The 13,515-nt window shown below is 59.2% G+C and carries 14 protein-coding genes; 5 read left to right on the top strand and 9 right to left on the bottom strand.

From position 1 onward, the window contains the following. Positions 1-222: 222 nt before the first annotated feature. The 5 genes from VJ604_RS11320 to pyrR form a co-directional block, all read right to left on the bottom strand. Positions 223-1,134: a radical SAM protein gene (locus tag VJ604_RS11320; RefSeq protein ID WP_324082545.1), complete on the bottom strand. Its 912-nt coding sequence runs from the start codon at positions 1,132-1,134 to the stop codon at positions 223-225. A gap of 95 nt (positions 1,135-1,229) precedes the next feature. After that, positions 1,230-2,360 (bottom strand): glutamine-hydrolyzing carbamoyl-phosphate synthase small subunit, encoded by a 1,131-nt coding sequence (carA, locus tag VJ604_RS11315; protein ID WP_324082544.1) that lies wholly within the window; start codon positions 2,358-2,360, stop codon positions 1,230-1,232. Between the two features lie 129 nt (positions 2,361-2,489). Then, positions 2,490-3,767: a dihydroorotase gene (locus tag VJ604_RS11310; RefSeq protein ID WP_324082543.1), complete on the bottom strand. Its 1,278-nt coding sequence runs from the start codon at positions 3,765-3,767 to the stop codon at positions 2,490-2,492. 71 nt (positions 3,768-3,838) lie between these two features. Beyond that, positions 3,839-4,774, bottom strand: a complete 936-nt coding sequence (locus VJ604_RS11305) for an aspartate carbamoyltransferase catalytic subunit (protein ID WP_324082542.1) — start codon at positions 4,772-4,774, stop codon at positions 3,839-3,841. 265 nt (positions 4,775-5,039) lie between these two features. Then, entirely contained in the window at positions 5,040-5,573 is a 534-nt protein-coding gene (pyrR, locus tag VJ604_RS11300; protein ID WP_324082541.1) for a bifunctional pyr operon transcriptional regulator/uracil phosphoribosyltransferase PyrR, read from the bottom strand. Positions 5,574-6,033: 460 nt separating this feature from the next. Here pyrR and yhbY point away from each other — a divergent pair, with 460 nt between their 5' ends. Then, complete coding sequence (gene yhbY / locus VJ604_RS11295; protein ID WP_324082540.1) at positions 6,034-6,327, top strand: ribosome assembly RNA-binding protein YhbY; 294 nt, start codon at positions 6,034-6,036, stop codon at positions 6,325-6,327. A gap of 148 nt (positions 6,328-6,475) precedes the next feature. On the opposite strand, the gene VJ604_RS11290 is transcribed toward yhbY, so the two are convergent. Beyond that, positions 6,476-7,624, bottom strand: a complete 1,149-nt coding sequence (locus VJ604_RS11290) for a deoxyguanosinetriphosphate triphosphohydrolase (RefSeq protein WP_324082539.1) — start codon at positions 7,622-7,624, stop codon at positions 6,476-6,478. Between the two features lie 249 nt (positions 7,625-7,873). Between VJ604_RS11290 and rsmD the strand changes: the two genes are divergently transcribed. Genes rsmD through VJ604_RS11275 form a run of 3 tightly spaced genes read left to right on the top strand, consistent with a single transcriptional unit; the run spans position 7,874 to position 9,172 of the window. Further along, positions 7,874-8,455, top strand: coding sequence for a 16S rRNA (guanine(966)-N(2))-methyltransferase RsmD (rsmD, locus tag VJ604_RS11285; RefSeq protein ID WP_324082538.1), 582 nt, complete (start codon positions 7,874-7,876; stop codon positions 8,453-8,455). Then, on the top strand, positions 8,446-8,931 hold the full coding sequence (gene coaD, locus VJ604_RS11280; protein ID WP_324082537.1) for a pantetheine-phosphate adenylyltransferase: 486 nt from the start codon (positions 8,446-8,448) through the stop codon (positions 8,929-8,931). Before rsmD ends, coaD begins: the two co-directional genes overlap by 10 nt. A 46-nt stretch (positions 8,932-8,977) precedes the next feature. After that, on the top strand, positions 8,978-9,172 hold the full coding sequence (locus VJ604_RS11275; RefSeq protein WP_324082536.1) for a DUF1858 domain-containing protein: 195 nt from the start codon (positions 8,978-8,980) through the stop codon (positions 9,170-9,172). A 34-nt stretch (positions 9,173-9,206) separates the two neighbouring features. Here VJ604_RS11275 and rocF read toward each other — a convergent pair whose 3' ends face one another. The 3 genes from rocF to VJ604_RS11260 form a co-directional block, all read right to left on the bottom strand. Then, positions 9,207-10,097, bottom strand: a complete 891-nt coding sequence (gene rocF / locus VJ604_RS11270; RefSeq protein WP_324082535.1) for an arginase — start codon at positions 10,095-10,097, stop codon at positions 9,207-9,209. Positions 10,098-10,120: 23 nt separating this feature from the next. Then, positions 10,121-11,227: a putative NPN-dependent ornithine cyclodeaminase gene (locus tag VJ604_RS11265; protein WP_324082534.1), complete on the bottom strand. Its 1,107-nt coding sequence runs from the start codon at positions 11,225-11,227 to the stop codon at positions 10,121-10,123. Between the two features lie 261 nt (positions 11,228-11,488). After that, positions 11,489-11,917 carry an HTH domain-containing protein gene (locus VJ604_RS11260; protein ID WP_324082533.1) on the bottom strand — a complete coding sequence of 143 codons (429 nt, stop codon included), beginning with the start codon at positions 11,915-11,917 and terminating at the stop codon, positions 11,489-11,491. A gap of 315 nt (positions 11,918-12,232) precedes the next feature. On the opposite strand from VJ604_RS11260, the gene VJ604_RS11255 reads away from it, so the two are divergent. Then, the coding region (locus VJ604_RS11255; RefSeq protein ID WP_324082532.1) for a sensor histidine kinase at positions 12,233-13,515 on the top strand (1,283 nt) is incomplete at its 3' end.

The following is a 13,515-nucleotide window of genomic DNA, read 5'->3' as shown; positions in this document are numbered from 1 at the left end:
AATCTTCTGTTCTTATGCTCTATGTGTAAGTAGTTTTTCGAAAGTTCCCGCTCCTGACGAGGAGAACTTTGTTGATCTATCTGAAGCTGGCCCTACGTCCCCCCCTTGATAAAGTGGGGACAGGGGGGATTGCAGTTTGTTTCTCTTCGAGGACAAGGTCCAAAGCAATCCCCCTAAATCCCCCCTTATCAAGGGGGACTTAACGGCGAATTCTTCAACTCCCTATAACGGCTCTTCCTGCACCCAGCCGTTCTCCAGGCCGCATTCCTCCAGCGCCTCTACCGCTTCCGCGTATTCCTCCGCGGTGATCCTTCTCTCTATGCCGGCGGTCTCGGTGGCGACGTGTGCGGGAAAGTACTGGCTCATCAGGGCGATGTGGGTCTCCCCGCCCAGGTTTTCCGCAATCCAGGGGAGCGTCTCGATGCTGCCAGCCCTACCCTCTGGCAGTACCAGGTGGCGAATGATCAGACCGCGCGTCCCGATACCATCTTCATCGCACTCCAGGTGCCCCACCTGCCGAAGCATCTCGGCCACAGCCAGCCGGTTGATCTGCCGGTATCCCGGGGCGCCGGACAGCCTCACTGCATCCTCGTCGCAGATGTACTTCATGTCCGGCAGGTAGATGTCCACCACGCCGTCCAACAGCTGCAGTGTATCGATGCGCTCGTAGCCGCTGGTGTTCCATACGATGGGAATCCGGAACCCCTTGCGGACGGCCAGGTACAGTGCAGCCATGATCTGGGGCGTGAAGTGGCTCGGGGTGACGAAGTTTATGTTGTGGGCACCCTTGCGTTGCAGGCCGACCATCTTGTCGGCGAGTTGGCCGACGGTGAGGTCGGTGCCGTTACGCAACTGGCTGATCGGGAAGTTCTGGCAGAATTTGCAGCTCAGCGTGCAGCCGGAGAGAAAGATGGTGCCCGAGCCGCGCGTTCCGGAGATGGGCGGCTCCTCTCCCCTGTGTATGTTTGCCGAAGCGATGCGCGGCGTCTTGCCAGCTCCGCAGCGGCCGATCTCTCCGGCCAATCTGTTCACTCCGCAGGCATGCGGGCAGAGGTCGCAGCAGGCAAGACGCGCGTAAGCGACACGTATGCGCTGAATTAATTCACCGGAGTTATAAAGATCGAGGTACGTCATGCTTCTTGATCCTGCTTTTGACTGCACACTTTCCGTTTCCTACTTCCAACAGCAAATCCCCCTAAATCCCCCTTTAACAAGGGGGACTTGAAGGACTACGCGGCCGACTTCTCCTTCTCCATCATCTCCACGAAGCGGCTGAAGAGGTAGTGGGAGTCGTGCGGCCCGGGGGAGGCTTCGGGGTGGTGCTGCACGGAGAAGATGGGGAGGTCTTTGTGGCTCATACCTTCCACGGTCTGGTCGTTCAGGTTCTCGTGCGCGAGCTGGCAGGCGTGCGAGAGCGAGAGGATGTCGACCGAGAAGCCGTGGTTCTGTGCGGTGATCTCCACTTTCTTGGTGGCGATGTCCATGACCGGCAGGTTGGAGCCGTGGTTGCCGAACTTGAGCTTGATGGTGCGGCCGCCCAGCGCGAGGCCAAGCAACTGGTGCCCGAGGCAGATGCCGAAGATCGGCTTCTTGCCGACGAACTTCTTGATGTTTGCGATGACTTCCTTCATCGGCTCGGGGTCGCCGGGGCCGTTGGAGAGGAAGATGCCGTCCGGGTTCATGGCCAGCGCCGACTCCGCAGGGAAGGTGGCCGGTACCACGGTCACGTCGCAACCGGCCGAGACCAGGCAGCGCAGGATGTTCAGCTTGATGCCGAAGTCGTAGGCGACCACCTTGTACTTCAGCTCCTTCTTGTCCACCTGCGGGTAGCCGCTAGTCAGGTCCCAGAGACCTTCGGTCCAGTGATAAGGGGCCTTGCAGCTGACGCCGGAGGCGAGATCGAGACCGCTCATGGAGGGGATGGCGCGCGCCTTCCTGACCAGGCTCTCCGGGTCGAAGTCGACGGTGGAGATGATGCCGTTCTGGGCGCCCTTGTCGCGCAGATGACGGGTCAGGGCGCGGGTGTCGATGTCCTGGATGCCCACGATGCCGTGCTCCTTGAGGTAGGCATCGAGGCTCATGGTCGCGCGCCAGTTGGAGTAGCAGTCCTGGTACTCCCTGACGATGAAGCCGGACAGGTAGAGCTGCCCGCTCTCAACATCTTCCGGGTTGATCCCGGTATTTCCGATCTGGGTGTAGGTCATGGTGACCATCTGCCCCTTGTAGGAGGGGTCGGTCAGCACTTCCTGGTAACCCGACATGGCGGTATTGAAAACCACCTCACCAGTTGTTTCGCCCGTTGCGCCGAAGGCCTTACCCGTAAAGATCCGGCCATCCGCCAGAGCAAGTACTGCTTTCATATCTTCTCCAATAGTTTTATTGCTGCGTGCGCTCGAAGGCGCACTGAATTTTCCCTGCAGGTTCCCAACAAGAAGCGACTCCGCCGTATCGGTCCCCCCTTGATAAAGGGGGGACAGGGGGGATTGCTTTTAGACCGCCTTGTGCACCACCTGCCCCTTGACCACGGTGTAGGCAGCGGCACCTTTCATCTCCCAGCCGAGGAAGGGGCTGTTCTTCGATTTGGACTCCAGCTTCTCGGCGGCCACCAACCACTTCTTGTTCGGGTCGATGATGGTCACGTCGCCCACCGCTCCCGGCTTCAGGGTGCCGCGCTCGATACCGAGAATTTTCGCCGGGTTGCAGGACATCACCGAAACCAACCCCTTAAGATCCAGCACCCCCTCCTCGACCAGCTTGAGAGAGAGCGACAGCGAGGTCTCGAGGCCGACGATGCCGTTCAGCGCGACGTTGAACTCGACGTCCTTCTCGTCGAGGTGATGCGGAGCATGATCGGTGGCGATGGCGTCGATGGTGCCGTCGGCCAGCGCGGCCTTCATGGCTGCCACGTCGTTTGCGGTCCGAAGCGGCGGGTTCATCTTGGCGTTGGTGTTGTAGCCAAGCACGGCCTCGTCGGTAAGGGTGAAGTAGTGCGGCGCGGTCTCGCAGGTCACTTTCACCCCGCGGGCCTTGGCGTTCCTGATGATCCTTGCGGATCCGGCGGTGGAGATGTGTGCTATGTGCAGCGGCGAGCCGGTGAACTCGGCGAGATACACGTCGCGGGCCACGGCGGCATCCTCTGCGGCCCAGGGGATTCCTTTGAGACCGAGCTCGGTGGCGGTGAAGCCTTCGTTCATCACACCTTCGCCAACCAGAGAGATGTCCTCGGAGTGGGAGATCACGGCGATGCCGATCCCCTTGGCGTACTCCAGCGCGCGGCGCATCAGTTCGGAGCTGCAGACCGGCTTGCCGTCATCGGAAACCGCGACGCAGCCAGCCTCTTTCAGATCGCCCATTTCAGCCAGGCTCTCGCCTTTGCTCCCCTTGGTGATGGCGCCCACCGGGAACACGTTCACTACCGCCTCGTTGCGTGCCTTGTTGATGATGTAGGAGGTGACCGCCTTGTTGTCGTTGACCGGGGAGGTGTTCGGCATGCAGGCGACCGAGGTAAAACCGCCGGCTGCAGCGGAACGGCTGCCGGTGGCGATGTCTTCTTTGTACTCGAGGCCGGGGTCGCGCAGATGCACATGCATGTCGATGAGGCCAGGGGTCACGATCAACCCGGTCGCCTCGATGGTCTCCATCTCCTCGGAAGCAGTCAGATCAGCGCCCAGTTCCAGGACCACGCCGTCAGCGATCATGATGTCCATAACGTCATCGATCCCCTGCGAGGGATCCACCAGCCGCCCACCTTTGATCAGCAGATTCATATCAACACCTCTTTAGAAGCAGATTAAGGTTAAGGTTAAGATTAAGGATTAACTACTCCCCCTACTTCCTGTTACCCTTCGCTCGGCTCGCCGCCGCAGACGTGGTAGAGCATGGCCATCCTGATGGCGACGCCGTTTTCGACCTGCTTCAGGATGAAGGACTGCGAGCAGTCGGCGACCGCGGAGGAGAGCTCTACCCCGCGGTTGATCGGGCCGGGGTGCATCACCATGGCGTTCGGCTTGGCCAGGGAGAGGACGTCAGGGTTGAGCCCGAAGTAGCGGGAGTACTCACGCATGCTGGGGAGCAGGGTTTTTCCCTGGCGCTCCAGCTGGATCCTCAGCATCATGACCACGTCCGCCTGGTCGACCGCCTCGCGCATGTCTTTGCAGACAGTGACGTTGCCGAGCCGCTCGACGCCGACCGGCATCATGGTGGGAGGACCGGCCAGGAAGACGTTGGAACCCATGGTGGTGAGCCCGTAGATGTTGGAGCGGGCGACGCGGCTGTGGGTGATATCACCGACGATGGCGACCTTCAACCCGGAGAGCGTGCCGAAGTTCTGGCGCATGGTCAGCATGTCCAAAAGGCCCTGCGACGGGTGCTCGTGGGCGCCGTCACCGGCGTTGATCACCGAGCAGGAAACCCTTTTGGCAAGGTACTCGTGAGCTCCGGAGACTGCGTGGCGCATCACGATGATGTCCGGTTTCATGGCCAGCACGTTGAGGGCGGTGTCGGAGAGCGTCTCCCCCTTGGTCACCGAGCTCGTGGAGGCCGAGATATTGATGGTGTCGGCGGAGAGCCTTTTGGCCGCGATCTCGAAGGAGGTGCGGGTCCTGGTGGAAGCCTCGTAGAAGAGGTTGACCACCGTCTTGCCGCGCAGGGTCGGCACCTTCTTGATGTCGCGAGAGTTGATCTCGTTGAGGCTGTCCGCCGTGTTGAGGAGCAGCTCAATCTCTTCCTTGGACAGATCTTTTAAGCCGATGATGTCTTTGTGCCTGAACCCCATGTCCCCCCCCGAATGATGCGCGTTATGCGTTAGAAGAACCTACCACCAGTCATCACAATCCACGTTCGATATACCAGCTATACAATTTGAAAGTGGGGCCGTTCGTGCTGAGCCTGTCGAAGCATCAGTACTTTTCGGTCTTTAGTTGCCGTGTGAGCTCCATGCCCGTCGACAAGCTCAGGGTGAACGGCTATATTGACCAACACAGCAAAAAACCGGGAAACGTCCCCCTGCCCCCATGTTACCGACTCATGACTGACACTCATTACTTCTGCAGAATGACCTCGGTCGGGTGGAAGGCGGCGTCGAAGCCGACCGCGATATTCTCGCTCCTGCTGGTGGGGACGTTGCGGCCGACGAAATCCGCGCGAATCGGCAGATCACGGTGACCGCGATCCACCAGGACCGCCAGCTGGATGCAGGAGGGACGTCCCTGGTCGATGATGGCGTCCATGGCCGCCCTGATGGTCCTGCCGGTGAAGAGCACGTCGTCGACCAGCACCACCTTTTTCCCTTCCACGCCGAAGGGGAGCTCGGTCTTGCCGACCGGCAGGTGCTCGGCGTGTCCCTTGATGTCATCGCGGTACAGGGTGATATCGACCGCGCCGACCGGGACCTCGACCCCTTCGATCTCCAGAAGGCGTGCGGCAAGTTCATGGGCCAAGTGGACGCCGCCGGTCCGGATACCAACCAGCACAAGCCCTTCAACCCCTTTGTTCCTCTCAAGCACTTCGTGAGCGATCCTGGTGAGCGCCCTTTTTACTCCGTTGCTGTCCAGGATTACGGTATTTTCAGCCATGACGACCTCCGGGTATTCGGCGTAAGAGCCTGTTTTTACGCTAACTTAAACTGCCTCAGACCAACAACTGCCGGCCCCTGCATGTAAAAAGAGCCTTTCCGCGCAAAGGGGCGAAAAGGCTCTTCCTGATATTGAAAAGAGTACTCATGCTTCACCTTTGCTAACCTCACGGGGCTAATTTAAAAGGCACTCGGTAAATTTCCGTAAGACTAACATTGAGATTGCTGAGAGTCAAGACCAATGAGCGCGTTAAGATGGCGATTTGCATTAGGTTTTTATAATCATCAGATGTATTCTCCTCCCGCTTTTACCACCTTGGCAACCTCGTCCTTGCCATGCCAAGCCCAAAGTGCTATAAGCCGAAAGGAATTTCAGAATTTAAAGATGCTTTTGCGAGAGGCGCTGCGGCAGTTTGATTGCCGCTTCGCATTTTCAGGCAGAGGAAAAAGGAAAAGAAGGCATGCTTACAGGTAAACAGAAGAGATTTCTCCGGGCACTCGGACATTCGCTGAAACCGGTGGTGACAGTTGGCAAATCGGACATCAGCGACGCGGTGATCAGGACCACCAACGAGGAACTGGAAAGCCACGAACTGATCAAGGTTAAGATATTGGAAAGCTGCCTGATGGACCGGCATGAGGTGGCCGACCAGCTGTGCGAGGCATGCGGGGCCGAACTGGCCCAGGTGCTGGGTAGGACGCTCCTTTTGTACCGCGCCGCCAAGGAGCCGAAGCTGGAACTGCCGAAGGCGTAGTGTTTTTCTTCCCTCGCCCCTTTAGGGGAGAGGGTGGCCGAAGGCCGGGTGAGGGCGCGTCAAAGTGGTGAGAAGTCCCGCCCTCACCCCTGCCCTCCCCCCCAAGGGGGCGAGGGAGTGCTGGAGAGGAGTGATTAAAGGTAACTAGCTACACCCTCTCGTACGGCTCGAACAACCGCTTGAACTCATCCAGGGCGAAACGGTCAGTCATGCCGGCGATATAGTCGCAGATCACCCGCTCGCGTCCCTCGCGCTCCATCTTCAGCTGGTGCCTGAGCGGCAACAGTGTCGGGTGCTTGATGTACATCTCGAACAACTCCCCCAGGTAGCGCTCCGCTTTTACCCGCATCCTTTCCACTTTGTAGTGACGATACAGGTTCTGGTACAGGAACCGCTTCAGCTCGGCGTTCTTCTCGGCAAGCACCGGACTGAATGCGACCACCTGCTTGTTCACCCTTCTCACGTCCTCCTGGGTCTGGATCTGCAGGTTCTCGATATTTGAGGCGGTGGTGACCACCAGATCGTTCATCAAAAGACCGATCAGCGCGCTAATGGTCTGGCAGATCCCCCGCTCCTCCTCGATGCCGGGGTACTTCCTCAGAATACCCTGGTGGACCTCATCCCAGATGGTCACCTTTTTCAGCTGGTGGACGTTGATGTAGCCGGATTTGAGGCCGTCATCGATGTCGTGGTTGTTGTAGGCGATCTCATCGGCGAGGTTGATCAGTTGCGCCTCCACGGTCGGAACCGTGCCGGGGAGGAATTCGGGGTGACCGCCGAGCGGGTTGTCGTAGTGGGAGGAATGCTTGACGATCCCTTCGCGTACCTCCCAGGAGAGGTTCAGCCCGTTGAAGCTTGGGTAGCGCTCCTCCAGCTCGTCGACCACCCTGAGCGACTGCATGTTATGCTCGAAGCCCCCCACACCCTCCATCAGGCGGTTCAGCACCTCTTCGCCGGTGTGACCGAACGGGGTGTGGCCAAGGTCGTGGGCGAGGGCCAGGGTTTCGGTCAGTTCCTCGTTGAGTCCCAGTCTGCGGGCGATCCCCTTCGCTATCTGGGCCACCTCCAGCGAGTGGGTGAGCCGGGTCCGGTAGTAGTCGCCTTCGTGGTTGACGAAGACCTGGGTCTTGTACTCGAGGCGCCGGAAGGCGGCGCAGTGGATGATCCGGTCCCGGTCCCGCTCGAAGGCCGGCCGGCTGTCGCGAAACTCTTCCTGGTAGCGGCGCCCCCTGGAAGTTGCGCTGGTGGCCGCGTATCCCGCCAGATCGCCCCGTTCCATGGCCTGGCTCTCTCTCATCCGCCCTCCCCTCACCAATATTCGCAAAGAATCATGGTATTTATATACGTGGAAGTGACCCTGTCAACCGCAAACTTGCCATTGACGCCATAAAGGCATCGTGCTAATAGAGCTGTTTACAAAAATTTTGTCTCATAATTGGGCTCGCTATGCCTACAACAGCCTAACGCAATCCCCCCTGTCCCCCCTTTATCAAGGGGGGGGACGTGTTAGCGGAATAATTGCCGCAGATCAGAAAAGGAAAAGTCGATGCGGGTGATTGCCGGGGAGGCGCGGGGACGTACCCTGATCGCGCCAAAGAGCCTGCGGGTCCGCCCCACCGCGGACCGGGTGAAGGAAGCCCTTTTCAGCATGCTGCTCAGCAGGCTGGGGGAGCTGAACGACATGAGGGTGCTGGATCTCTTCGCCGGCACCGGCAACCTCGGTATCGAAGCGCTCAGCAGGGGCGCCGAGTTCGCGGTTTTCGTCGACTCCCACCGGGAATCGGCGGAGATCATCAGGAAAAACCTCGAAATAACCCGTTACACCGATCGTGCCCGGGTGGTCGTGCAGGAGGCGGGCAATGCCCTGAAGATCCTGGCACGGGGCGAGCGCCCCTTTCACCTGGTCTTCCTGGACCCGCCCTATGGCGAAGGGCATACCGAGAAGGTGCTGGAGCTTCTCTCCACCTCCCCTCTTGTCGACGAAGGGACCACCGTAGTTGCCGAGTTCTCCGCCAAGGAGGAGATCCCGCGCAGTTTTGGAAGATTGCAGGAGAGCGAGCGCCGCGTCTACGGCGATACCGCCGTCTCCTTTCTAACGATTACCAACAGAGGTGACCAGTGCCCCTGAAACTCGCAGTTTATCCCGGCTCCTTCGACCCCGTCACCTACGGACATCTGGACATCATCGAGCGCGCGCTGAAAATCTTCGACGGCGTGATCGTTGCCGTGGCAAGGAATTCGGAAAAGAACGCCCTTTTTACGGTGAAGGAAAGGATCGATCTCCTCTCCGAGACCCTGAAGGACCGTCCCCAGGCGATGATCGAGACCTTCGACGGCCTGCTGGTCGATTTCGTGCGGGAGCGCGGCGCCACCGTCATCGTGCGCGGCCTGCGCGCGGTCTCCGACTTCGAGTACGAGTTCCAGCTCGCCCAGATGAACCGGAGCATCACCAAGGACGTGGAGACCCTGTTCATGATGACCTCCGTCCCCTACAGCTACCTCTCCTCTTCCATCGTGAAGGAGGTGAGCTCGCTGAACGGACCGGTCGACAAGCTGGTGCCGCCGCTGGTGAAATCGGCCTTGGACAAAAAATTCGGCAGGTAGGAACCTTCGAAACCAGTTCCCTCAAAGGTAACTCGGGAGGTCGACCATGATCACCAAGGAAATGACTATCAACGAGATTCTCAGAGCCTATCCCGAGACACTTCCCGTCTTTCAGCGCTACGGCCTTGACTGCCACGACTGCCAGGTCGCCGACTTCGAACAGTTGGAGCACGGCGCCACCGTCCACAACGTTGATGTGGACTCCCTCATTGCCGAACTGAACAGCAACATCAGTTCCTGACCCGGCACCAGCGAGCCGCACTCACCCAGCTCAGTCAGATAATGCTCTTCCCGAACAGCGAGGAGGCCAGTTCCACCGCGATCTTGGCGGTCTGGTTGCGGTGGTCGAGGATGGGGTTGATCTCCACGATGTCCATGGAGACCACCTGCTCGGTGTCGGCGATGATCTCCATCAAAAGCTGCGCCTCCCGGTAGCTGAGGCCGCCCGGCGCCGTGGTCCCCACCCCCGGCACTTCCATCGGGTCCAGACCGTCCAGGTCGAGGCTCACGTGCAGGCGGCTGAGATGGTTCAGCCTCTCCAGCGCCTCCCGCGCCACCGTCGCCATGCCGCGCTCATCGATGTCACGCATGGTGTACAAGGCGATGCCACTCTCCCGCAGCCTGACCTTCTCCTGCGGGTCCAACTCCCTCAGCCCTATCATAACCACGTCGGAAGGGATCAGCTTCGGCCCTCTGCGTCCCACGTTCACCAGCTCGTGAAAGCCGTCTCCCAACAGCGCCGCCACACACATGCCGTGGATGTTCCCGGTCGGCGAGGTCTTGGGCGTGTTGAAATCGCCATGGGCATCGACCCAGATGACACCGGCACGCTCGTGATGGGTGACGCCACCGATGGAGCCGATGGCCAGGGTATGGTCTCCCCCCATGAAAATGGGGATGCGGTCCTCCTCGATGGCCAGCTTTCCGGCCCGATAGGCCTCTTCGCATATCTTGGTGATGGACGGGAGGTAGTGCAGCTCACGCTCCCGCCCTAACACGTCCCGCACCGGAACGTGCAGGTTGCCAAAATCCTCCACTTCATAACCGAGCCGGGCCAGGTGCCAGGAGATGCCGGCGTAACGAAGCGCGCCGGGCCCCAGGTCGACCCCGCGCTGGGCCTGTCCCAGATCGACCGGCACTCCAATTATTCTTATGCACTTGGGCATGATGCATCGTCCTTACTGAATAGCTAGAGGAGCTTCAGGTTGTTCCACAGGTTCACGATGAAGTCCTGCGCGTTGGTGAGGATGGCCTCGGCCTGGGCGGAGCCGCGATTGGCGAGCTTGTCCGCACAGAACTCGGTCATGTCGACTATATAGAAGAAGACCGGCCGCACCCTGCCGTCCGGCTGCACCTGGTAGCTTGGCACCATGTTGCCGAAGGCGATGGAATGGAGCTGGGTGGCGACGGCGATCACCGTAGTGGCCTTGCGGGCATGCACCCTCATGGCATCCTGCGCCTGGTAGGTATCGGCGATCACCTCGGGAAGCGGTCCGTCGTCCCGGATGGAGCCGGCCAGCACATAGGGGACCCGCGTCCTCTCGCAGGCGAACATGATCCCGCTGGTCAAGCGCAGCTTTTCGATGGCAGTAGAGATCCCCCCCAACTGTCTGACCTCGTTGATGATGTCCAGGTGGTTGTAGTGCCCGAGGGGTTGGAAACTCTGGGTGTAGATGTCCTGCCCGAGCCCCGTACCGAAACGGGCCGCCTCCAGGTCGTGAACCGCCAGCGCGTTGCCGGCACACAGGGCGTGACAGTAGCCGTTCTCGATCAACCCCTGCATGGCCTTGCGGCTGTCGGAATCGAAGGCAACCGCCGGCCCCAGCACCCACACGATGTACCCCTCGTCGCGGTCATGGCGAAGCACCTTGTAGAGTTCGTCGTAGGACCTGGAAAAGGGGGTCTCCCGGGTGCCGCGGTTGCGGAAAGAGAACTTGTCCGGCATGGCGGTGGAGATGGCATGGAAGCCGTGGATGTGGATGAAGATCCCCTCCTCGCCGTTCTCGCTTCTGCCCACCACCACCGGATCCCCGGCACGCACCCTCCGTGGTTCGACCACCTCCAGCTCCCCTCCCCTCAGCAACAGCACCGAATCCATCCGGCTCTCCGGCGCCAGGAGCCAGCGCCCCTCGCCCAGGTGGACGTACTCGGGGTGGTTGGAGGTGGCGTGGAAATTGGCAGGGACCACGCCGTCGGCCGGTGCCGGTGCGACCTGGGCCACCGGGGCGTTCGCCAGTTTGGGTATCGAGAAGTCGGGGGGAGTATAGGCGGGAATAACATCATGGAGATCTGACATTGATATCTACCTCTATGGTCACCGAATAGTCGGCAACTGCCTGATTATGCTGATTGTGGCAATAATTCCGATGGCTTCTGTCAATACTTTAGCACGCACGGAAGAAGTTACAATCGATGTGCCGGTGGGACTAGGTCTGTGACAGAGAAGATCTGACAAAGGCTGGATGGGGCGATGGACCTGGCGGGATAGCGAAGAAGAGGTGATGCGTCCTTTAGGCAAACCGCCAGGTCCTTGAGAGGAACTGTCAGGCAGAAGGCATCAGGGGAAACTGCAGCGACGCCCTTTGAGCCGCTTGGAGATGATGGCTGTGAGCTTGTCGATTTTGGCGACGTTGGAAACTTCCTTACCGGTGGCCAAAGGAGCCGCCTTCTCAGCCCCCCTGATCTCTCCGCACATCAGGCAGACCGTTTTCCGCAGGTTCACCTTCTGCAGAGACAGCGGCTTCTTGGCATTTGTTTTGTCGGCAGGAGGTGATACCAGGGCTCCATTGAGTGGATATTCGGGATTGAGGGAGTAGGTATGGTCGTTGAGTTTGCTGGCGACACAGGGGAGGATCGACAGTTCCACCAGATACCTTTGCGCCGTCCTGATGCTGACATTAAGTTCCTGGGCGACTGCCTTCGAGTCAATGGTCTTGCGTTCGTTGAGCAGTTGCAGAAGCTTCAAAGCCACGTCGAGCTTGTTCATGCCATCTACCTCCTGCTTATGATTATCTGCCTATGATTACGTTCCATTCACCTATCGTTTTTCATTTGCATTCTGTTTTCTTTTCTAGCATACCACTTTCATGACAGATGGCTCGCCTGTGACCGTCTTTTTGCGTTTTTTTTCCAGCCGCTGACGGCGTCATCCTCGATGCCGTCGAAAAAGTTAAAGAATAAAAGGAACTTTCTCAAAAAAAACGGAACTGATACGACAGTAATTGACGTATTCATGTGATAAATATCAGTCATTTCGCCTCAGGATAGCACCTCTACCGCTACAGCCACCTCTGGAGGCCACATGACCGCCGGTCACCCTAAGTTTTCCTCCCAACAACACAAGCACCCATTTTTCATCGGCGGCTTTCTCATCGTTTTCGCCTTTGTGACCGACGCTGTGGTCGACTCCATCACGGAAGGAGAGGATCTCTTCGCCCAGTTCCTTTCTCCCCCCCGGCTTTTCCTGCTGTTTTTCCTGCTGGTCTGCTCATTTTTCCTGTTCCGGATGATAGCGAGGCAGAACCTTCTGAAAAAGACCTACGACCTTCATCGGGCCGCCATGGAATCAAGCATCGACGGCATCGCGATTTTCAACGCCGACCACCGGCTGGTCTACTCCAACACTGCCCATACGCGGCTGTACGGCTGCGACGACGCCGGTGAACTGACCGGCAAGAGCTGGCGTGATTTCTACAGCGAGGACCAACTCGGGCGCTTCTACGAAGAGGTGAGCCCGACCCTGCTCGAAAAAGGGGAGTGGCGGGGCACAACCATCGGCACCAGAAAGGATGGCAGCAGATTCCCGCAGGACGTTTCCCTGACCAGCCTCGAGAACGGCGGGATGATCAGGATCGTGAGGGACGTGACCGAAAAGAAACGTTACCAGCAGGAACTGGAGCGCAGGGCACAAGAATTGACCGCCACCAACTCCGATCTGAGGACCTTCAGCTACTCTCTTTCTCACGACATGCGCGGCCACATCGCCCGCATTTCGTCCGCGGCGCAGATCCTCGACGACATGTACGCCCAGGCTTTGGACGAAAACGGCAAATTCCTGGTCCACAGCATCAACAACTCCGCAGAGGAAATGGAAGAACTTATCGAATCTATCGAAGTTCTGTCCAGCATATCCCGTAGCAGTATCCTCATCGAGGAGGTGGACCTCTCGGGCATGGTGTCCGCAATTGTCGCTGAGATGAAGCTGGGGGAGCCCACCCGGGAGGTGGACTTCGTCATCGCACCCGACGTCTCAGCCAACTGCGACGCCAAACTCGCCCGGGTCGCGCTCGACAACCTGCTGGGGAATGCCTGGAAGTACACCGGCTTGACCTCTTCCGCCCGGATCGAGTTCGGGACCGAAGAGGCGGACGGCAGGCAGCTGCTGTTCATAAAGGACAACGGCCTCGGCTTCCACATGGAAGATGCCGCAAAGCTTTTCGAACCGTTCCAGCGCCTGCCAAACGCAAAGTCATTCCCCGGCACCGGCATCGGCCTGGCGACGGTACGTCGCGTCATCCAGATGCACAACGGTGAATTGCTCGGCTTCGGGGAACCGGGCAAAGGCGCTACCTTCTATTTCAGCTT

Origin of the sequence: Geomonas sp. (assembly GCF_035254065.1) — a bacterium.
GTDB lineage: Bacteria > Desulfobacterota > Desulfuromonadia > Geobacterales > Geobacteraceae > Geomonas.
The sequence above is the reverse complement of the archived record's forward strand: the minus strand, read 5'-3'. Positions and strand labels throughout refer to the sequence as shown.

Excerpts from the sequence above, each read along its gene's own strand:
- VJ604_RS11320 (WP_324082545.1), bottom strand. The coding sequence starts at position 1,134 with ATGACGTACCTCGATCTTTATAACTCCGGTGAATTAATTCAGCGCATA.
- carA (WP_324082544.1), bottom strand. The coding sequence starts at position 2,360 with ATGAAAGCAGTACTTGCTCTGGCGGATGGCCGGATCTTTACGGGTAAG.
- VJ604_RS11310 (WP_324082543.1), bottom strand. The coding sequence starts at position 3,767 with ATGAATCTGCTGATCAAAGGTGGGCGGCTGGTGGATCCCTCGCAGGGG.
- VJ604_RS11305 (WP_324082542.1), bottom strand. The coding sequence starts at position 4,774 with ATGGGGTTCAGGCACAAAGACATCATCGGCTTAAAAGATCTGTCCAAG.
- pyrR (WP_324082541.1), bottom strand. The coding sequence starts at position 5,573 with ATGGCTGAAAATACCGTAATCCTGGACAGCAACGGAGTAAAAAGGGCG.
- yhbY (WP_324082540.1), top strand. The coding sequence starts at position 6,034 with ATGCTTACAGGTAAACAGAAGAGATTTCTCCGGGCACTCGGACATTCG.
- VJ604_RS11290 (WP_324082539.1), bottom strand. The coding sequence starts at position 7,624 with ATGAGAGAGAGCCAGGCCATGGAACGGGGCGATCTGGCGGGATACGCG.
- rsmD (WP_324082538.1), top strand. The coding sequence starts at position 7,874 with ATGCGGGTGATTGCCGGGGAGGCGCGGGGACGTACCCTGATCGCGCCA.
- VJ604_RS11275 (WP_324082536.1), top strand. The coding sequence starts at position 8,978 with ATGATCACCAAGGAAATGACTATCAACGAGATTCTCAGAGCCTATCCC.
- rocF (WP_324082535.1), bottom strand. The coding sequence starts at position 10,097 with ATGCCCAAGTGCATAAGAATAATTGGAGTGCCGGTCGATCTGGGACAG.
- VJ604_RS11265 (WP_324082534.1), bottom strand. The coding sequence starts at position 11,227 with ATGTCAGATCTCCATGATGTTATTCCCGCCTATACTCCCCCCGACTTC.
- VJ604_RS11260 (WP_324082533.1), bottom strand. The coding sequence starts at position 11,917 with ATGAACAAGCTCGACGTGGCTTTGAAGCTTCTGCAACTGCTCAACGAA.